Origin of the sequence: Enterobacter sp. EC_50 (genome assembly GCF_019584525.1) — a bacterium.
Taxonomy (GTDB): domain Bacteria; phylum Pseudomonadota; class Gammaproteobacteria; order Enterobacterales; family Enterobacteriaceae; genus Enterobacter; species Enterobacter roggenkampii.
The window spans coordinates 94,450-113,525 of record NZ_VDAF01000005.1 but is presented as its reverse complement, the minus strand read 5'-3'; the positions used below and the strand labels follow the sequence as shown (position 1 = coordinate 113,525).

Annotated in this window: 19 protein-coding genes; 7 read left to right on the top strand and 12 right to left on the bottom strand. The window is 59.9% G+C overall.

All coding sequences use genetic code 11. The features are described from left to right. The first annotated feature begins 151 nt into the window (after nt 1-151). From FHC48_RS06155 to FHC48_RS06145, 3 genes are read left to right on the top strand one after another with little or no spacing between them, the layout of a single operon-like run. On the top strand, nt 152-754 hold the full coding sequence (locus FHC48_RS06155; protein ID WP_008499595.1) for a non-oxidative hydroxyarylic acid decarboxylases subunit B: 603 nt from the start codon (nt 152-154) through the stop codon (nt 752-754). After that, the gene (locus FHC48_RS06150; RefSeq protein WP_008499594.1) at nt 744-2,171 is read left to right on the top strand and encodes a non-oxidative hydroxyarylic acid decarboxylases subunit C; all 1,428 of its coding nucleotides are present in this window, start codon (nt 744-746) and stop codon (nt 2,169-2,171) included. Before FHC48_RS06155 ends, FHC48_RS06150 begins: the two co-directional genes overlap by 11 nt. Nucleotides 2,172-2,181: 10 nt before the next feature. Continuing rightward, nucleotides 2,182-2,403 (top strand): non-oxidative hydroxyarylic acid decarboxylases subunit D, encoded by a 222-nt coding sequence (locus FHC48_RS06145; protein WP_003862116.1) that lies wholly within the window; start codon nt 2,182-2,184, stop codon nt 2,401-2,403. A 139-nt stretch (nt 2,404-2,542) separates the two neighbouring features. On the opposite strand, the gene mutS is transcribed toward FHC48_RS06145, so the two are convergent. Both mutS and FHC48_RS06135 read right to left on the bottom strand, forming a co-directional pair. Further along, nucleotides 2,543-5,104 carry a DNA mismatch repair protein MutS gene (gene mutS, locus FHC48_RS06140; protein WP_063453178.1) on the bottom strand — a complete coding sequence of 854 codons (2,562 nt, stop codon included), beginning with the start codon at nt 5,102-5,104 and terminating at the stop codon, nt 2,543-2,545. Nucleotides 5,105-5,217: 113 nt separating this feature from the next. Continuing rightward, nucleotides 5,218-5,448, bottom strand: coding sequence for a SymE family type I addiction module toxin (locus tag FHC48_RS06135; RefSeq protein ID WP_059362198.1), 231 nt, complete (start codon nt 5,446-5,448; stop codon nt 5,218-5,220). 175 nt (nt 5,449-5,623) lie between these two features. Between FHC48_RS06135 and FHC48_RS06130 the strand changes: the two genes are divergently transcribed. Beyond that, on the top strand, nt 5,624-5,968 hold the full coding sequence (locus tag FHC48_RS06130; protein WP_059362201.1) for a nitrous oxide-stimulated promoter family protein: 345 nt from the start codon (nt 5,624-5,626) through the stop codon (nt 5,966-5,968). 5 nt (nt 5,969-5,973) lie between these two features. Here FHC48_RS06130 and FHC48_RS06125 read toward each other — a convergent pair whose 3' ends face one another. From FHC48_RS06125 to hypA, 10 genes are all read right to left on the bottom strand, one after another. Continuing rightward, entirely contained in the window at nt 5,974-7,194 is a 1,221-nt protein-coding gene (locus FHC48_RS06125; protein WP_059362204.1) for an MFS transporter, read from the bottom strand. Between the two features lie 16 nt (nt 7,195-7,210). Then, nucleotides 7,211-7,972: an ABC transporter ATP-binding protein gene (locus FHC48_RS06120; protein WP_008499588.1), complete on the bottom strand. Its 762-nt coding sequence runs from the start codon at nt 7,970-7,972 to the stop codon at nt 7,211-7,213. Beyond that, nucleotides 7,972-9,009, bottom strand: a complete 1,038-nt coding sequence (locus tag FHC48_RS06115) for an iron ABC transporter permease (protein WP_008499587.1) — start codon at nt 9,007-9,009, stop codon at nt 7,972-7,974. Before FHC48_RS06115 ends, FHC48_RS06120 begins: the two co-directional genes overlap by 1 nt. Further along, complete coding sequence (locus FHC48_RS06110; RefSeq protein ID WP_023294434.1) at nt 9,009-10,007, bottom strand: ABC transporter substrate-binding protein; 999 nt, start codon at nt 10,005-10,007, stop codon at nt 9,009-9,011. The genes FHC48_RS06115 and FHC48_RS06110 overlap by 1 nt, the downstream gene beginning before the upstream one ends. Before the next feature lie 153 nt (nt 10,008-10,160). Then, nucleotides 10,161-12,233, bottom strand: coding sequence for a formate hydrogenlyase transcriptional activator FlhA (gene flhA / locus FHC48_RS06105; RefSeq protein ID WP_021241929.1), 2,073 nt, complete (start codon nt 12,231-12,233; stop codon nt 10,161-10,163). A 64-nt stretch (nt 12,234-12,297) separates the two neighbouring features. Continuing rightward, the gene (hypE, locus tag FHC48_RS06100) at nt 12,298-13,308 is read right to left on the bottom strand and encodes a hydrogenase expression/formation protein HypE (protein ID WP_059362207.1); all 1,011 of its coding nucleotides are present in this window, start codon (nt 13,306-13,308) and stop codon (nt 12,298-12,300) included. Beyond that, complete coding sequence (gene hypD, locus FHC48_RS06095) at nt 13,305-14,426, bottom strand: hydrogenase formation protein HypD (RefSeq protein WP_023294432.1); 1,122 nt, start codon at nt 14,424-14,426, stop codon at nt 13,305-13,307. Before hypD ends, hypE begins: the two co-directional genes overlap by 4 nt. Nucleotides 14,427-14,428: 2 nt before the next feature. Continuing rightward, entirely contained in the window at nt 14,429-14,701 is a 273-nt protein-coding gene (locus FHC48_RS06090; protein ID WP_008499582.1) for a HypC/HybG/HupF family hydrogenase formation chaperone, read from the bottom strand. After that, nucleotides 14,692-15,555, bottom strand: coding sequence for a hydrogenase nickel incorporation protein HypB (hypB, locus tag FHC48_RS06085; protein ID WP_119312219.1), 864 nt, complete (start codon nt 15,553-15,555; stop codon nt 14,692-14,694). The genes FHC48_RS06090 and hypB overlap by 10 nt, the downstream gene beginning before the upstream one ends. 3 nt (nt 15,556-15,558) lie before the next feature. Beyond that, complete coding sequence (gene hypA / locus FHC48_RS06080) at nt 15,559-15,909, bottom strand: hydrogenase maturation nickel metallochaperone HypA (RefSeq protein WP_008499580.1); 351 nt, start codon at nt 15,907-15,909, stop codon at nt 15,559-15,561. 210 nt (nt 15,910-16,119) lie between these two features. Between hypA and hycA the strand changes: the two genes are divergently transcribed. The 3 genes from hycA (at nt 16,120) to hycC (ending at nt 19,075) form a co-directional block, all read left to right on the top strand. Continuing rightward, nucleotides 16,120-16,584, top strand: coding sequence for a formate hydrogenlyase regulator HycA (hycA, locus tag FHC48_RS06075; RefSeq protein ID WP_023294428.1), 465 nt, complete (start codon nt 16,120-16,122; stop codon nt 16,582-16,584). 71 nt (nt 16,585-16,655) lie between these two features. Next, complete coding sequence (locus FHC48_RS06070; RefSeq protein WP_059363633.1) at nt 16,656-17,264, top strand: 4Fe-4S dicluster domain-containing protein; 609 nt, start codon at nt 16,656-16,658, stop codon at nt 17,262-17,264. Beyond that, on the top strand, nt 17,261-19,075 hold the full coding sequence (gene hycC, locus FHC48_RS06065) for a formate hydrogenlyase subunit 3 (RefSeq protein WP_059363632.1): 1,815 nt from the start codon (nt 17,261-17,263) through the stop codon (nt 19,073-19,075). Before FHC48_RS06070 ends, hycC begins: the two co-directional genes overlap by 4 nt. Nucleotide 19,076 lies beyond the last annotated feature (1 nt).

The following is a 19,076-nucleotide window of genomic DNA, read 5'->3' as shown; positions in this document are numbered from 1 at the left end:
CACCCCCTATGATAGCCGCTAAAGTCCAGGATGATAATGCGGCATTTTTTAGCATTTTGTGTGATCGTGTACGAACAATCTTGTCAGAAAAACAATCCGGGAGTAGTTTACCTCTAATGTTCGTACACGAACAAATTGATTGAGGTGATGAATGAGATTGATCGTGGGAATGACGGGGGCGACGGGTGCTCCGCTGGGCGTGGCGCTGCTGCAGGCGCTGCGGGAAATGCCGGAAGTAGAGACGCATCTGGTGATGTCGAAGTGGGCAAAAACCACCATTGAGCTGGAAACGCCTTACACCGCCCAGGACGTTGCTGCCCTGGCTGACGTCGTCCACAGCCCGGCTGACCAGGCCGCCACCATCTCCTCCGGCTCGTTTCGTACCGACGGCATGATCGTCATTCCCTGCAGCATGAAAACGCTGGCCGGGATCCGCGCGGGCTATGCCGAAGGGCTGGTGGGCCGTGCGGCGGATGTCGTGCTGAAAGAGGGGCGTAAGCTGGTACTGGTGCCCCGTGAAACGCCGCTCAGCACCATTCATCTGGAGAACATGCTGGCGCTCTCCCGCATGGGCGTGGCGATGGTGCCGCCCATGCCTGCGTACTACAACCACCCGCAAACCGCCGATGACATTACCCAGCATATTGTGACCCGCGTGCTCGACCAGTTTGGCCTGGAGCATAAAAAGGCGCGTCGCTGGAACGGGTTGCGGGAGGCGAAACATTTTTCACAGGAGAATAAAGATGGCATTTGATGATCTGAGAAGCTTCCTGCAGGCGCTCGATGAGCAAGGGCAACTGCTGAAAATTGAGGAAGAGGTAAACGCCGAGCCGGATCTGGCGGCGGCAGCCAACGCGACCGGCCGCATCGGTGACGGCGCACCCGCGCTGTGGTTCGACAACATTCGCGGCTTTACCGATGCCCGCGTGGTGATGAACACCATCGGCTCCTGGCAAAATCACGCTATTTCGATGGGGCTGCCTGCGAACACGCCGGTGAAAAAGCAGATCGACGAGTTTATTCGCCGCTGGGATAAATTCCCGATTGCGCCAGAGCGCCGCGCCAACCCGGCCTGGGCGCAGAATACGGTGGACGGTGAAGACATTAACCTGTTCGACATCCTGCCGCTGTTCCGCCTGAACGACGGGGACGGTGGTTTTTATCTCGACAAAGCGTGCGTTGTCTCGCGCGATCCGCTCGACCCGGATAACTTCGGCAAGCAGAACGTTGGCATCTACCGCATGGAAGTGAAGGGCAAGCGCAAGCTCGGCCTGCAGCCGGTGCCGATGCACGATATCGCCCTGCATCTGCACAAAGCGGAAGAGCGCGGCGAAGACCTGCCGATTGCGATTACGCTGGGCAACGACCCGATCATCACCCTGATGGGCGCGACGCCGCTGAAATACGATCAGTCGGAATATGAAATGGCCGGCGCGCTCCGTGAAAGCCCGTACCCGATTGCCACCGCGCCGCTGACCGGCTTTGACGTGCCGTGGGGTTCTGAAGTGATCCTGGAAGGGGTGATTGAAGGCCGTAAGCGCGAAATTGAAGGGCCGTTCGGCGAGTTTACCGGCCACTACTCCGGTGGCCGTAACATGACGGTTGTGCGTATCGACAAAGTTTCTTACCGCACCAAACCGATTTTCGAATCCCTTTATCTCGGCATGCCGTGGACCGAGATTGATTATCTGATGGGGCCAGCCACCTGCGTGCCGCTCTACCAGCAGCTGAAAGCGGAGTTCCCGGAAGTGCAGGCGGTGAACGCGATGTACACCCACGGCCTGCTGGCGATTATCTCCACCAAAAAGCGTTACGGCGGTTTTGCCCGCGCGGTCGGCTTGCGCGCCATGACCACGCCGCACGGCCTGGGATACGTGAAGATGGTGATCATGGTGGATGAGGATGTCGACCCGTTCAACCTTCCGCAGGTGATGTGGGCGCTGTCATCGAAGGTCAACCCGGCAGGCGATCTGGTGCAGCTGCCGAACATGTCGGTGCTTGAACTCGATCCGGGATCCAGCCCGGCGGGCATTACCGACAAACTGATTATTGATGCGACCACGCCTGTCGCACCGGACACCCGGGGCCACTATAGCCAGCCGGTTCAGGATCTGCCTGAAACCAAAGCCTGGGCTGAAAAACTGACCGCGATGCTGGCTGCACGCCAATAAGGAGGAAAAGATGATTTGTCCACGTTGTGCCGATGAGCATATTGAAGTGATGGCGACGTCACCGGTGAAAGGGGTCTGGACCGTTTACCAGTGCCAGCATTGTCTGTATACCTGGCGCGATACCGAACCGCTGCGTCGTACCAGCCGCGAGCACTACCCGGAAGCGTTCCGCATGACGCAGAAGGATATTGACGAGGCGCCACAGGTGCCGACAATCCCGCCGCTGCTCTAAAAAAAAGCCCGGTGGCGCTGCGCTTACCGGGCGATAATATTGTGCGGCCTTTTGCCCGGTGGCGCTGCGCTTACCGGGCCTACGGTTTTGTAGGTCGGGTAAGGCGAAGCCGCCACCCGACAAAACAGACCGCAGAGAACTAAACCAGACTCTTCAACCGATAAATCCACTCCAGCGCCTGACGCGGCGTCAGGGAATCAGGATCGAGATTCTCCAGCGCTTCCACTGCAGGCGATGTCTCTTCCGCTGGCACCAGCAGCGACATCTGCGTACCATCGATCTGCGTCGCCGCCGCATTCGGTGACAGGCTTTCCAGCTCACGCAGTTTCTGACGCGCGCGCTTGATCACCTCTTTCGGTACACCGGCCAGCGCCGCAACGGCCAGACCATAGCTCTTGCTTGCCGCGCCATCCTGCACCGTGTGCATAAAGGCGATGGTGTCGCCATGCTCCAGTGCATCAAGGTGGACGTTAGCCACGCCTTCCATTTTCTCCGGCAACTGCGTCAGCTCGAAGTAGTGGGTGGCGAACAGCGTCATGGCCTTGATTTTATTCGCGAGGCTTTCCGCACAGGCCCAGGCCAGCGACAGACCATCGTAGGTTGACGTTCCGCGTCCGACTTCGTCCATCAGCACCAGGCTGTGCTCCGTCGCGTTATGCAGAATGTTAGCCGTTTCAGTCATTTCGACCATGAAGGTTGAGCGGCCGCTCGCCAGATCGTCCGCAGCCCCGACGCGGGTAAAAATACGGTCGATGGGGCCAATCTCCACGTTTTGCGCCGGGACGTAGCTGCCGATATAGGCGAGCAGCGCAATCAGCGCCGTTTGACGCATATAGGTACTCTTACCGCCCATGTTCGGACCGGTAATGATCAGCATTCTTCGCTGCGGCGACAGGCTCAGCGGGTTGGCGATGAACGGTTCGTTCAGCACCCGCTCGACCACCGGGTGACGGCCTTCAGTGATGCGAATGCCGGGCTTGTCGGTAAAGGTCGGGCAGGTGTAGTTCAGCGTTTCCGCGCGTTCGGCCAGGTTCACCAGCACGTCCAGTTCCGCCAGCGCGCTGGCGCTCAGCTGCAGGTCGGCCAGGTGCGGCATCAGCATGTCAAACAGCTCTTCATAGAGCTGTTTTTCCAGCGCCAGCGCTTTGCCTTTCGAGGTGAGAACTTTGTCCTCGTACTCTTTCAGCTCGGGAATGATGTAGCGTTCAGCGTTTTTCAACGTCTGGCGGCGCACGTAGTGAATCGGCGCCAGATGGCTCTGCCCGCGGCTGATTTGAATGTAGTAACCGTGAACCGCGTTATACCCCACCTTCAGGGTGTCGAGACCAAGACGCTCGCGCTCGCGGATTTCCAGCTTATCAAGGTAGTCCGTCGCGCCGTCGGCCAGCGCGCGCCATTCGTCCAGCTCCTCGTTGTAGCCAGGGGCAATCACGCCGCCATCACGCACGAGAACCGGAGGCGCATCAATAATGGCGCGTTCAAGCAGCTCGCGGAGTTCGGTAAATTCGCCCATGGTTTCGCGGAGTTTCTGTACCGGCGCGCTGTCAACGTCGCTCAGCTGCGCACGCAGTTCCGGCAGCTGCTGGAAAGCATGACGCATCCGCGCCAGATCGCGCGGTCGCGCCGTGCGCAGCGCCAGACGGGCCAGGATACGTTCCAGATCGCCCACCTGACGCAGGACCGGCTGCAGCTCGGTATAGCGATCCTGCAGGGCGGCAATCGTCTGCTGACGGCAAACCAGCGTAGCGGTATCGCGAATCGGCATATGCAGCCAGCGTTTCAGCATACGGCTGCCCATTGGCGTGACCGTACTGTCGAGGACCGACGCGAGCGTATTTTCTACGCCGCCCGCCAGGTTCTGGGTGATCTCCAGGTTACGGCGCGTGGCGGCATCCATGATGATGCTGTCCTGCTGGCGCTCCATGGTGATAGAGCGGATATGCGGCAGGGCGGTGCGCTGGGTATCTTTTACGTACTGCAGGAGGCAACCAGCCGCGCACAGCCCGCGCGGGGCATTTTCAACGCCAAAGCCAATCAGATCGCGTGTGCCAAACTGCAGATTCAGCTGCTGGCGCGCGGTATCAATTTCGAATTCCCACAGCGGACGGCGGCGCAGCCCGCGACGGCCTTCAATCAGCGACATTTCGGCGAAATCTTCGGCGTAGAGCAGTTCTGCCGGGTTGGTGCGCTGCAGTTCGGCTGCCATTGTTTCTCGGTCAGCCGGTTCACTCAGACGAAAACGCCCGGAGCTGATGTCCAGCGTCGCGTAGCCAAAGCCTTTGCCGTCCTGCCACAGCGCGGCCAGCAGGTTATCCTGGCGCTCCTGAAGCAGGGCTTCATCGCTGATGGTGCCTGGCGTGACGATGCGCACGACCTTGCGTTCCACCGGACCTTTTGAGGTCGCGGGGTCGCCGATCTGTTCGCAGATGGCGACAGACTCACCCTGATTCACCAGTTTCGCCAGGTAGTTTTCTACCGCGTGGTGGGGTATACCGGCCATTGGAATGGGTTCACCAGCCGATGCGCCACGTTTGGTCAGCGAGATGTCGAGCAGCTGCGATGCGCGTTTGGCATCGTCATAAAACAGCTCGTAAAAATCGCCCATACGATAGAACAGCAGGATTTCCGGATGCTGTGCCTTCAGCTTCAGATACTGCTGCATCATCGGCGTATGTGCGTCGAAATTGTCGAGTGTGCTCATGGAGTTATGATGTCCATTTCTTTGAATATAAACCGTTTTGAGCGGCTCAGTGGCCGTTTGTTCCTTCTATTGTCGCATGAAAAAAAGGTACGGCGCAGAAAAATGTCGCCGCTTTACGAGGCGTCTTCCGACATGAGCTCAATGACGATTTTTCCATGCTCCACACCCACTCGCACCCGGGAGTGGGTGGTAAACCCTGCCTTTTCAAGCCAGTCACCTTTTAAGCTCAGCGCCGCATGCACGCTGTAGCGCTTCGGTATCTTGGTATTGCGGTCTTCATGGCGCTTTCTGACATATCCCACTGTTAAATGGCGATAGGGTTTGTTGATAGCGAGTTCTTGCATAGGGTCTCCCGACAACACGGATAAAAGTCATTACTGATGCCTGTATAAAATACCAGTGATGGTTGGGCCTTGCAGGGCTAAAACTGGAATCAGGCTTCAGAAAACGACATGCAATAACTGAAATCCCGCATTGAAAGGTGTATTATTTTTGCACTTTATTGTTCGGTAAGTCGCTATGTCCGGTAAACGAATTTCACGCGAAAAAGAGACCATCGCGAAAATGATCGCGCTGTATCAGAAGCAGTGTCCTCAGGCCTCTGTGGAAGAGGGGCACTATCAGGCGCTAAATGCCTATGCCGATAAGCGTCTGGATAAATGCGTTTTCGGGGAGGAAAAGCCCGCCTGTAAACAGTGTCCGGTCCACTGCTACCAGCCTGCAAAACGCAAAGAGATGAAGCAGATTATGCGCTGGGCAGGCCCGCGAATGCTCTGGCGTCACCCCATTCTGACCGTCCGCCATCTGATGGATGACCGTCGTCCCGTACCGGAACTGCCGGAAAAGTATCGTCCGAAAAAGTGACCGGTTCAGCTTCTGAGCGGGCGGCAAATCACGTTAAGGGCCAGCGCGCTGCAGAGCGGGAAGAGGGCCAGGAGCAGCCAGGGGAGCATCGCCTGCGTTGAGGGCACCAGCGCGCGATCCAGAAGGCTGCCAAACAGCAAATTTCCGGCCAGTACCGCAATGCCTCCGGCGGTGGCGAGTGCGCCGTAGTGCGCCCCCAGCGTGGACTCCTCGGCAAACCGGGGGACCAGATCCTTAGCTGAGGGTACCAGCAGCATCTGTCCCAGCGTCAACAGCGTCACGAAACAGACCGACGGCAGCAGGCGCAGCCAGCCCTCAGGCGGTGCCGTCGGCGCAAACATTGCCACGCTTGCAAAGGCGGCGGAGAGGAATAAAAAGCCCACCGGCAGGATCCTCACCGCGCCCACGCGCCGGGCGAATCGCGCCAGCGGCAGCTGTAAAGCAACAATCAGTACAGAGGCCAGCATAAAAAGCGGGCCGAGATCTTTCTCGTTACCGCCGGCGCGCTGGATCTCTACCGGCAGCGCCAGATAGAGCTGGTTATAGCTTAAAAGCCACGAGCTATAGGCAATGATAAAGGCGACAAAGCGGGGCTGGCGGAACGTCGTCCACCAGGGAACGAGCTTCAGCGTCCGCGCGGCGTGGCGTGACGCGGGCAGGCAAAAGTAGAGAACCACCAGCGCAACGAGAAAGACGCCAGCGCCCGCCAGCGCCACCTGGCGAAAGCCCAGGCCGGTGAGCAGGGCGCCGGCAACCGGACCCAGTACCGCACCGAGTTCCCCGCAGACCGCAAACAGCGCGAACCACTCCGCCCGGCTTCGTTTACCTTTCGCCTCGCTGTGCGTGCCCGCTTTCGCCAGCAATGCCTCAATAGAGGGAGAAAACAGCGCGCCGCCCACCCCCGTCAGGCACGCGCCCAGAATAATCGGCCACAGCGATTCTCCAAGCGCCAGCAGCAGATACCCCGCGACGCGAATAATGCACCCGCTCAGGATAACGATTTTCGCGCCAAACCGGTCCGAGAGCGCGCCGCCGATGATAAACATCCCCTGCTGAGAGAACGTGCGCAGGCCGAGGATCAGCCCGATCAGCCCGCCGGAGAGCAGCATATCGTCGCGCAGGAATATCGCCAGGAAGGGGACAACGGCGTAAAAGCCGATGTTAAAAACAAACTGGCTACCCAGTAAAACGGGCGGCCAGAGCGTGGTGGCAGGGCGAAGGGGCATCGTTGGTCACTCGCCCCTAAACGATAAAGTGAATGTGTTTTTTGCCATGGAACGGCGAGATCTCGATTTTGGTTTTGACCCGGAAGACGTCCCAGAGCAACGACTCGGACAGGATGTCCTGCGGTGTCCCCGTCGCCACAATTTGCCCTTTCTGCATCACAATCAGCGAGTCGCAGAACATCGAGGCGTGGTTGAGATCGTGGATAGCGACAATGCTGGTGACCGGTAATTCGCTGATCAACTGCATCAGCTGCATCTGATGATGAATGTCCAGGTGGTTTGTTGGTTCATCCAGCAGGATTTCCGTCGGGGTCTGGGCCAGCGCGCGGGCAATGTGGACGCGCTGGCGCTCACCGCCGGAGAGGCTCAGCCACCCCTGGTCGCTTTTATCCAGCATATCCACGCGCTGCAGAGCGGCGGTGACGGTTTCGTCATCGTGCGTGCTCCAGTTGGAAAAGGCGGAGTGGTGCGGAATCCGCCCGAGTTTGACCACGTCGCGCACGCGCATGTTGGCGTCAGTCATGCCGTGCTGCTCCACGAAGGCGACCCGGCGGGCCAGCTGCTTTTTGGCAATACGAGAGATGTCCTGGCCGTCCAGCGTCACACAGCCCGCATCCGGGCGACGCAGCCCCGCGAGGATACGTAAAAGAGACGATTTACCGCAGCCGTTAGGGCCAAGCAGTCCTACCGTTTCGCCCCGGGAAACCTTCAGCGAGACGTCATTAACGATGACTTTTTTGCCGACCTTCCAGGTAATATTTTCAGCGCAGATGCTCATCACTTATTCCTTGAGCGGTAGATAATCACGGCAAAGAACGGAACGCCAACCAGCGCGGTGACCACGCCGACGGGCAGGCTTTGCGGCGCAATCAGCATGCGCGAGGCAATGTCTGCCAGCACCATCAGGATCGCGCCTGCCAGCGCGCTGGCAATCAGCAGCGTGCGGTGCAGCGGCCCGAACAGGAAACGCATGACGTGCGGCACCACCAGCCCGACAAAGCCGATTGAGCCCGCCATGCTGACGATGGTTGCGGTAATCAGCGCGGTGGTGGTAAAGAGCGCCAGGCGCACCCAGGGGACTGCAATGCCCAGCGACGCCGCGGCGTCATCGCCGAACGTAAAGGCATCCAGCGCCCGGGAATAGTAGAGGCACACGGCTAACCCAATCAGCACCACGACCAGCGCCAGCTGGAATTCGGGCCAGCGCACGCCGCTGAAGCTGCCCAGTAGCCAGAACATCACGTCGCGCGCCTGCTGGGCACTGGCGGAGGTGCTAATGGTGTAGGCGGTAATGGCGTTAAAAAGCTGCGAGGCGGCGACGCCTGCCAGAATCGTACGTTCATTCCCGCCGCGCGCCCCGTTCGTCAGAAACGCGACAAACGCAAACGCGGCGAACGCCCCGGCAAAGGCTCCGGCAGAGAGCGACACCGCACCGGTGCCGATCCCCAATACGACGACAGAAACCGCCCCGGTCGATGCGCCCGCGGACACGCCGAGCACGTAGGGTTCCGCCAGCGCGTTCTTCAGCAGGCTCTGCAATACGGCCCCGCAGATGGCCAGACCTGCGCCGCAGCAGGCCGCCACCAGCGCGCGGCTCAGGCGGAAGTCCCAGATCACGCTCTCATAGATGCGAGTGAGCGGAACATCGGTGAGCCCCATTTTATTGCTAATGGCGTAAAACACGTTATCCAGCGGGATGGACAGCTCGCCGACGCTGACGCTCAGCGCGATAACCAGAAATAGCAGGACAAAGGCGAGCAAACACGAGGTCGTCAGAACCAGGCTCTGCCTGGCCTGAAGGACAGCGGTGGTCATCAGTGCAGCCCCAGTTTTCTGAGCTGTTCGCCAACCTGCTCAGCCCCGTAAATCGTGCGAATTGTCGGGTTCATGGCCTGACCGTCCATCACCACGATATGGCCTTTTTTCACCGCGTCCAGCTGGCTGACGGCCGGGTCGCTTTTCAGGAATTTGATTTTCTCTTCCGCGTTATCCAGCGCCCAGCGGTTGCGATCCAGGCTGGAGACCACAATCACATCCGGATTGGCGGCAATAATGCTTTCCCAGCCCACGGTTGGCCATTCGGTCTCGGAGGTGATGGCGTTATGCCCGCCCATCAGGCTGGCGATAAACCCAGAGGGGCTATTTTTACCGCCTACGTAGGCGTCCGCAGAGGGGGATGAGCTGGAGAACCAGAAAACAAAGGAGAGATCTTTTTTGTTCTTGCCGAATTCCTTACGCAAGTCGGCCTCACGTTTTTTGAAATCGGCAATCACGGCCTGACCGCGGTCTTCAACGTTAAAGATTTTGGCGAAATCCTCAATCTCCTGATAGAGATACGTCATATCCCACAGTTTCTGGCGGCTGCCGTACATATCGCCGGTGGCTTTTTTGGTCGCACACATGCCCGGGGACACGTAGCTGTTCACGCCCAGGGTCATCAGATCGTCGCGTTTTGCGACCTTGCTTTCTGGCCCCAGCAGCAGCGGTGACTGCGCGGGGACAAAGTCGGGATTTTGCGCAAGCACGGATTCAAGGGTAGGGATTTCGACCGTCAGGGTTTTGATTTTTGCGTTCTGTTCCGCCAGCTGCGGCAGCACTTTCGTCGGCCAGAAGGCGCTGGCCTTCACCTTATCTTCCAGCCCCAGCAGGAGCAGAATTTCGACGGTATTCTGACCCAGCGCCACGACGCGTTCCGGCGCTTTGGTGAATGTCTCTTTATAGCCACAGTTTTCAATCGTCAGAGGATATGTGGTTGCCAGAGCAGAACTGACCGACGCAACCGCCAGGCCTAACGCGCAGATGACCTTCTTCATGAAACGCTACCCTTGATTAATATTATTATTGATGCAAATGAAACTCATTATTAAGGCGGAATTTTATACAGAGGAAACGATTTTGTGTCAATGAGGGACAATTGCGCAGGGTAACGAAAGGCGGTGCCAGAAAAACACCGCCGGATTGGGGGCTTAAACCAGGCTCTCTTTATCGATCCCGAGACGCTTCATGCGCGACAGCAGGGTAGTGCGTTTTAACCCTAAACGCTGGGCGGCACCTTTTGGCCCGGCAACCACGCCGTTGGTCTCTTTGAGTACGCGCATAATGAGCTGATATTCATCTTCTCCCTCTTTCGCTGTCTCGGCGGCGGGCACGGTCACGTCAGGCAGCGTCACTTCAGGCAGGGAGAGCTGCAGTACATTGCCGCGCGTCAGCAGCACCGCACGCTCGATGACGTTTTCCAGTTCGCGCACGTTGCCGGGCCACTCCATTGATGAAAGGGTACGTAACGTCTCGGCAGGAATGCTGTCGATGTTTCGCCCCATCCGACGCGCGATCTTGGCGGTAAACGCTTTGACCAGCAGGGGAATATCTTCCGGGCGCTCGCGCAGCGGCGGCAGGAAGATCGGGAAGACGTTCAGGCGATAGTAGAGATCGCTGCGAAACTCGCGGTCGGCGACCATTTTTTTCAGGTCGCGGTTGGTGGCGGCAATCAGCCGCACGTCAGTCTGGATAAGCTTGTTGCTGCCAAGACGTTCAAACTCCTGCTCCTGCAGGACGCGCAGCAGTTTCGGCTGTAGCTCCAGCGGCATATCGCCCACTTCGTCGAGAAACAGCGAGCTCTTGTCCGCCAGCTCAAAACGGCCCAGCCGCTGGCTGCTGGCCCCGGTGAATGCACCGCGCTCGTGGCCGAACAGGTCGCTTTCCAGCAGGCCTGCAGGCATCGCCGCGCAGTTCATCTTCACCATCCGACGGCTGTTGCGGTTGCTCAGGTTGTGGATGGCGCGGGCAATCAGCTCTTTACCCGTACCGGTTTCGCCCAGGATCAGCACCGTGCTGTCGCTTTGCGCCACCATCTCAACCTGCTTGAGCACGCTGTACATGGCGTCGCTGCGCCCGATGATTTCACCAAACTCGCTGTCCACGTTGTTGAGCTGTTCGGTCAGGGCCAGGTTCTCATCCACCAGCCGCTCTTTCAGGCGGTGGATCTCCTGATAGGCGAGGGCGTTATCCAGCGCGATGGAGATACGCTCGGCGATCTGGCGCAGCAGCTTCAGGTTGGCGGTGGTAAACACGGCTTCATCACACTGCGCCAGCTTCAGCACCCCCAGCATGGTGTTGCCGGACATCAGGGGAAGCAGGCACAGGGTCTGTATCTTGTTGCCCCAGGTGTTAAACAGCATCCGCTCGTACGGTGCCACCGGGTCCTGCTCGCTCAGGTTGAGCAGCAGGATCTCTTTGCTCTTAAACACCCGCTCAGACAGGGTGCCAGCTTCGTCCACTTCGCTCTGCTCGTGCGCCGGGTTGGCTTCATCCAGATAATGCGTGGAGTAGATGTTCAGCTTGCCCTTGCGATGGCCGCGCAGCGCGATGCTGATGGCATCGATTTTGAAATAGTGGTGGATCTCTTTCGACACTTCGCTGACCAGCTCGTCCATATCAAGGCGCGACAGCACGGCGTTGGTGATGGCGACCAGAATGCGGAAGTTGTCGCGCTCGCGGCTCAGCAGGTCGTAATCCACGTTATTGGTCACGCGGCTTTGGATCTGCTCCGCGACGACGGCCACAATCTGGGTAAAGGTGTGCAGACGCTCGTATTCCGCCTCGCTCCAGGGCTGGTCGGTCGTGCGAATAAACTCGCAGCCACCAAAAATATGTCCCTCCGCCGCGAGCGGCAGCATGCTGTAGTGGCCGAACGGCTGGTAGAGGTTGCTCTCCGCGAGCCGCGGCCACGCCGTGCGGAACTCCTCAAAGTTGCAGTGCAGCGCTTCCGGACGGGAGAGAATACGGCGCACCGGGCCATGCGCGAGATACGTTTCGTCTTCGTACTCAAACGTTTTGCCATTATCGCGCGTTGAGTAGTAGCTCGCGCGGTGCGTTCCGCTATGCCACAGTACAATCGCCGCGCTGTCGGCCAGCGCTGATTGCCTGACCAGCCGCGTCAGGGCATCGCTCAGCGCGCCGAGATCGGGCTGCTGTAAAAGTGTGCGCGTGATATCAAACAGGCCCTGCTGTCCAAGATCGCTCATCGGTGTATACGGCATTATTGCTTTCCAATAGAAACTGGCAAAAAAGAGACATTCAGTGCTGACCGCTTATGGCGCGGCTCTAGCAAATTCGGGGTAAGGGTTCTGCGTGCGGCAGGTCCAGCGTGCGCTTCACGCCGTAAAGTCCGGTCAGGCGCACCCCCTTGCGCTCAACCACTTCGCCGATGATGGCGGCCTCTTTCCCTAATGGATGCGCGCGCAGCTCTGCAAGAACGGCTTCCGCCGCCGCGCGTTCCACGCCGATCACCAGCTTGCCTTCGTTAGCAAAGTTCAGTGGGTCAAGTCCCAATAGTTCGCACAGCCCGCGCACGGCAGCCTTTACAGGCAGGCCACGCTCGGTCAGTTCAATCCCGCACCCGCTGCTTGCGGCGAATTCGTGAACCACCGCATTCACCCCGCCGCGGGTGGCATCGCGCAAGGCCTTCACGCCGGGAATAGCACACAGCGTCTGAATGAGCGGGGTGAGCACCGCGCAGTCGCTGCGCAGTTCACCGTCCAGCCCTAAGCCTTCACGCAGGTTAAGGATAGTCGCTCCGTGGCAGCCCAGCGTGCCGGTTACCAGCAGCACGTCGCCCGCGCTAAGCCGCTGTGCGCCCCAGTGAATGTTGGCGGGGATAGCCCCCATTCCGGCGGTGTTGATAAACAGCTTATCGGCCGCACCGCGCTGGACCACTTTGGTGTCCCCGGTGACGATAGCGATACCCGCCTCGCGCGCGGTGTGTGCCATGCTGTTCACCACCGCCGTGAGCGTCTCCATCGGCAGACCCTCTTCGAGGATGAATCCGCAGGAGAGGTAGCGGGGAATGGCGCCGCTGACGGCCACGTCGTTGGCCGTGCCGCAGACGGCGAGCTTGCCGATATCGCCGCCGGGAAAGAACAGCGGATCGATGACATAGCTGTCGGTGGAGAAGGCCAGCCGGTCGCCCTGGGCGGTGAGGGTGGCGAGGTCAATGCGCGCCTGGTCTTCCTGCTCGCCGAGCCAGGGGTTGTTAAAGGCCTCCATGAACAGCCGGTTAATCAGCTGCTGCATCGCCTGTCCACCGCTTCCGTGCGCCATTTCCACCGTGTTCATGCTTCACACTCCTGGTTGCGATATTGATACCACGCGGCGCATGCCCCTTCGGAGGAGACCATCAGCGCGCCAAACGCCGTTTGCGGGTTACAGGTTTTGCCAAATAACGGGCACTGATGCGGTTTGCATTTGCCGGTGAGCACCTCGCCACAGCGGGCCCGGGGATCGTCGCAAACCTGCTGCGGCTGCGGGCGGAAATGCGCTTCGGCATCGAACGCGCGATAGGCTGGCGTCAGGCGCACGCCGGATTCGGCAATCAGCCCCAGTCCTCGCCACTCGCTGTCGCCTTCGACGCTGAACACCTCCGCAATGGCACGCTGAGCCCGTTCATTGCCGGCATCCGGCACCACGCGGCGGTACTGGTTTTCGACCGCGCTCAGGGCCGCTATTTTCTGCTCAACCAGCATGGTGACACCTTGCAGTAGATCAAGTGGTTCGAAACCAGCCACCACTAACGGACGATTGTACTGTTCAGCGATAAAACCGTAGGCGTCTGTGCCAATCACCATGCTGACGTGGCCCGGTGCCAGAAAGGCGTCAATGCCGTTGCCTGGCGCTTCCAGCAGGCTGCGCAGGGTGGGGATAAGCGTAATGTGCTGGCAGAAGAAGAAAAAGTTATCGACGCCGCGCGCTTTCGCCTGCTGCAGCGTGATGGCCGTCGCGGGCATGGTGGTTTCAAACCCCAGGCCAAAAAATACCACCTTGCGCGCGGGGTTATCCGCTGCCAGCGTCAGGGCATCCATCGGCGAATAGACGATCCGGATGTCGGCCCCGCGCGCTTTCGCCTGCAGCAGCGAGCCGTTTTTCCCCGGCACGCGCATCGCGTCGCCAAAGGTGCAGAATATGACGTCGGGCCGGCTGGCAATCTCGATACAGCTGTCGATGCGTCCCATTGGCAGCACGCAGACCGGGCAGCCGGGGCCGTGGATAAACTCAATGTTCTCCGGCAGCAGCTGGTCGAGGCCAAATTTGAAGATCGCGTGCGTGTGCCCGCCGCACACCTCCATGATCCGCAGCGGCCTTTCTTTGGTGTAGTCCAGCCGCGCCGCGCGCGTTTTGAGGTGTCCGATAAGCTGCAGCACCTGCTCCGGCGCGCGGTATTCATCAACGTAACGCATGATTACCGCTCCTCGCCGTACAGCAGCGCGCCGACGTCCGGCTCCACGTCGAACATGTTTTGCAACGCATCCAGCGTGTCGCGGGCTTCCGCTTCGTTAATCACGCTCATGGCAAACCCCACGTGGACCAGCACCCACTGGCCGAGACGCGACGCGCCCGTTTCATCGGTGCTGCCCACCAGCGTCAGGTCTACATCACGCAGGATGCCGCAAACCTCGACTTTGGCCTGATTACCGTTGAGGGAATGGATTTGTCCCGGTACGCCTATGCACATCGTTCGTTCTCCAGCCAGCGTAACCAGCCGTCCATGCCGTCGCCGCGCGTGGCGGAGACCATCATGATCTCAATCTCCGGGTTCACCTCGCGGGCATACGCCAGGCACTTATCCACGTCGAAATTCAGGTACGGCAGCAGGTCGACTTTGTTCAGCAGCATCAGGGATGCCGCGGCGAACATGTGGGGGTATTTCAGCGGCTTGTCTTCGCCCTCGGTCACCGAAAGCACCGCCACCTTGTGTCGTTCACCCAGATCGAAGCTCGCCGGGCAGACCAGGTTGCCGACGTTTTCAATAAACAGGATGCCGTTATCCGCCAGCGGCAGGCGCGGGGCGGCGTCGGCAATCATCTGCGCATCCAGATGGCACCCTTTGCCGGTGTTGACCTGTATTGCCGGGGTGCCGGTCTCGCGGATGCGCGCCGCGTCGTTTACCGTTTGCTGGTCGCCCTCGATCACCGCGCAGGAGACGCGCCCGTTGAGGCGTTTGAGCGTTTCGGTCAGCAGCGTGGTTTTGCCGGAACCGGGGCTGGAGACCAGGTTCAGCGCCAGCTGTGTGCGGGCGGCGAAGCGGGCGCGGTTGCGGGTGGCGATCTGGTTATTTTTGTCCAGCACGTTGATTTCCACGTCCAGCATTTGACGCTGGCTCATGCCCGGCGCGTGGGTACCCGCTTCGCCGTGGCCGTAATGCAGGTCGCCCGCGTCGGAACGCTGCGGCGCAAAGGTAATGCCGGTCAGGGCTGCCGCAGGGCGCGGGGCAGGGGAAAAGGGCGCGGAGCGAAACGCGGAGTGGGGACGGTGCTCATCCCCTTCTATATACAGGTTGCCTTCGGCGCAACCGCAGGTACTACACATACTTTACTCCTTCTCGATTTCGAGGCGTTGGATCTGCATGCCGTCATCCGCCACGATGCGCAGCCCGGTGCTCTGACACTGCGGACAGCGCTGTACCTTTGATGAGAGCAGGGTGACGTACTGCTGACACTGTTCGCACCAGCACTCCGCCTGCTGCTCCTCAATATGCAGTTCGCAGCCTTCCGCCAGCGTGCCGCGGCACACCAGCTCAAAACAGAAGGTCAGGGCGCTGGTCTCGACGCAGGAAAACGCCCCGACCTTCAGCCAGACGCCGGTGACGCGTTTCGCGTGGTTTTGCACAGCCTGCTGTTCGATAAGTTCCAGAGCCCGCTGGCAGAGGGTGATTTCGTGCATGACGCCTCCTCAATGAATTGCCCCGGTAATGCAATAACAGTGCCAGCTTGATTTTTGTTAAGGCGTGTCGATGTCACCGCTGTCGAAATGACACGTCGACACCGCGATGTTGACAGCGAATTTTTAATTAAATCCATTGAAAATCATAAGCATAAAAACTGGCATGGAATCTGCTTAACAGCCGCTATCTCCATTAAACGGATACCTTTTATGACTATTTGGGAAATCAGCGAAAAAGCGGAATACATCGCGCAGCGTCATCAGCAGTTACAGGACCAGTGGCACCTTTACTGCAACTCTCTGGTTCAGGGCATTACCTTGTCGAAAGCGCGTCTTCACCACGCGATGAGCTGTGCGGCGCAGGGCGATATGCGCTTTGTCCTCTTCGGCCATTTCATCATCAACGTCACCCTGGCGGATAACTTCAACAGCCACACCATCGAGTACCACCTCGAGACAAAAGACGGTGAAAAACAGTGTATTGCAAAGGCACAGCTGATGGCTGACGGCATGGTGGACGGCCACGTCAGCAACCGCGATCGCCAGCAGGTACTGGAGCACTATCTGGAAAAAATCGCCCCGGTTTATAACGGCCTGTACACCGCCGTTGAACACGATCTCCCGGTCAACCTGAAGCAGCTGATGGACGGAAATACCTCAGCGAACGTGGCCTGACCCCCCGTGTGTCGAGAAGTGTCGACAAGACAGTTTTTCGTCAAAAATGACTATCACCAGAGGATAACCCGGTGAACCGTTTTGTAATTGCTGACTCGACGGTCTGTATTGGCTGTCGAACCTGTGAGGCGGCGTGTTCGGAAACGCATCGCCTGCATGGGCTACAGTCCATGCCGCGCCTGCATGTCATGCGTAATGAAAAAGAGTCTGCCCCGCAGCTCTGCCATCACTGTGAAGATGCCCCCTGCGCGGGTGTCTGTCCTGTGAACGCCATCACCCGCGTGGATGGCGCAGTCCAGCTGAACGAAAGCCTGTGCGTAAGCTGCAAGCTGTGCGGCATTGCCTGCCCGTTCGGTGCGATTGAATTCTCCGGCAGCCGCCCGCTGCATATTCCGGCCAATGCCAACTCGCCTAAAGCCCCGCCCGCGCCTCCGGCGCCTGCACGCGTCAGCACGCTGCTGGACTGGGTGCCCGGCATCCGCGCCGTGGCGGTGAAGTGCGACCTGTGCAGCTTCGATGACCAGGGCCCGGCCTGCGTGCGCACCTGTCCAACCAAAGCGCTGATTCTGGTGAACATTCGCGACATCGCCCGCACCAGCAAGCGCAAGCGCGAGCTGACCATTAATACCGACGTCGGCGATCTTTCGCTTCTGCAGGCGCTCAACGAGGGGGTGAAATGAACGCGATTACGATGATTACCAGCGCCGTGGCGTACTTTGCCGCCGCCGCCGTGCTGGCGTGGCTTCTGTCATTCCATAAAACCCTGAGCGGCTGGATCGCCGGGATCGGCGGGGCGGTCGGCAGCCTGATGACGCTGGCGGCGGGTGGAGTTGTCCTGCTCGGCGGGCAGTCCGCAGAGGCCGTGATGCCGCTGATTCGCCACACCGTTGCGATTACGCCGCTGAACGCCATCTGGCTGGTGACCTTTGGCCTGTGCGGGCTGTTTATCAGCCTGTTCAATATCGACTGGCACCGCCATCCGCACGCCAAAGCCAACGGCCTGCTGGTGAACCTGCTGATGGCGACGGCGGTCTGCACCGTGATCGCCAGCAACCTCGGCGCGCTGGTGGTGATGGCGGAGATCATGGCGCTCTGCGGCGTGTTCCTGACCGGCTGCAGCGCCTCCGGGAAAGTGTGGTTTGCGCTGGGACGCCTCGGGACGCTGCTGCTGGCGCTGGCCTGCTGGCGGGTGTGGCAGCGTTTCGGCACGCTGGAGTTCGCTGCGCTTAACGGGCATCCGCTGGGCAATGACGTCTGGCTGCTGGGTGTGATCGGCTTTGGCCTGCTGGCCGGGATTATCCCGCTGCACGGCTGGGTGCCGCAGGCGCATGCGAATGCCTCCGCGCCCGCTGCCGCGCTGTTTTCTGTGGTGGTGATGAAGGTCGGTCTGTTCGGGATTCTGGCGATGACGCTGACCGGTGGCCAGCCGCCGCTGTGGTGGGGCGTGGTGCTGCTGATTGCGGGCATGATCACCGCCTTCATCGGCGGCCTGTACGCGCTGATGGAGCACAATATCCAGCGTCTTCTGGCGTACCACACGCTGGAGAATATCGGCATCATCCTGCTCGGCATGGGCGCGGGCGTGACCGGGCTGGCGCTTAATCAACCGGCGCTGATTGCCGCCGGCTTTATCGGCGGTTTGTATCACCTGATCAACCACAGCCTGTTTAAAAGCACCCTGTTCCTCGGGGCGGGCAGCGTCTGGTTCCGCACCGGCCATCGGGATATCGAAAAGCTCGGTGGGATTGGCAAAAAAATGCCGGTGATTTCGCTGGCGATGCTGGTCGGGCTGATGGCGATGGCCGCGCTGCCGCCGCTGAACGGCTTTGCCGGGGAGTGGGTGATCTATCAGTCCTTCTTCGCCCTCGGTCAGAGCGAGGCGTTTATCGCCCGTCTGCTGGGGCCGCTGCTGGCGGTCGGGCTGGCGATTACCGGGGCGCTGGCGGTGATGTGCATGGCGAAAGTCTATGGCGTGACCTTCCTCGGCGCGCCGCGTACGCGTGAGGCTGAGAACGCCTGCCGCGCACCGGTACTGATGGGCGTAAGCGTGGTCGCGCTGGCGCTGTGCTGCATCGCGGGCGGGGTTGCCGCGCCGTGGCTGCTGCCGCTGCTGGGCAAGGCCATTCCGCTGCCGCTTGAGACGGCGCACACCGTCGTTTCCCAGCCAATGATTGCGCTGCTGCTGATTGGCGCACCGCTGCTACCGTTCGTGCTGATGCTGTTCTTCAAACGCGACCGGCTTACCTCCCGCTCGCGCGGTGCCGCGTGGGCCTGCGGTTATGAACACGAACAGTCGATGGTCATCACCGCCCACGGTTTTGCTATGCCGGTGAAAGAGAACTTCGCCGCCGTGCTGAAGCTGCGCCACTGGCTGAACCCGGTGGGCTGGGTACCCGGCTGGCAGAACGCTGCCGTGCCCGCGCTGTTCCGCCGTCTGGCGCTGATCGAGCTGGCGGTGCTGGTAGTGATTGTGATTTCACGAGGAGCCTGAC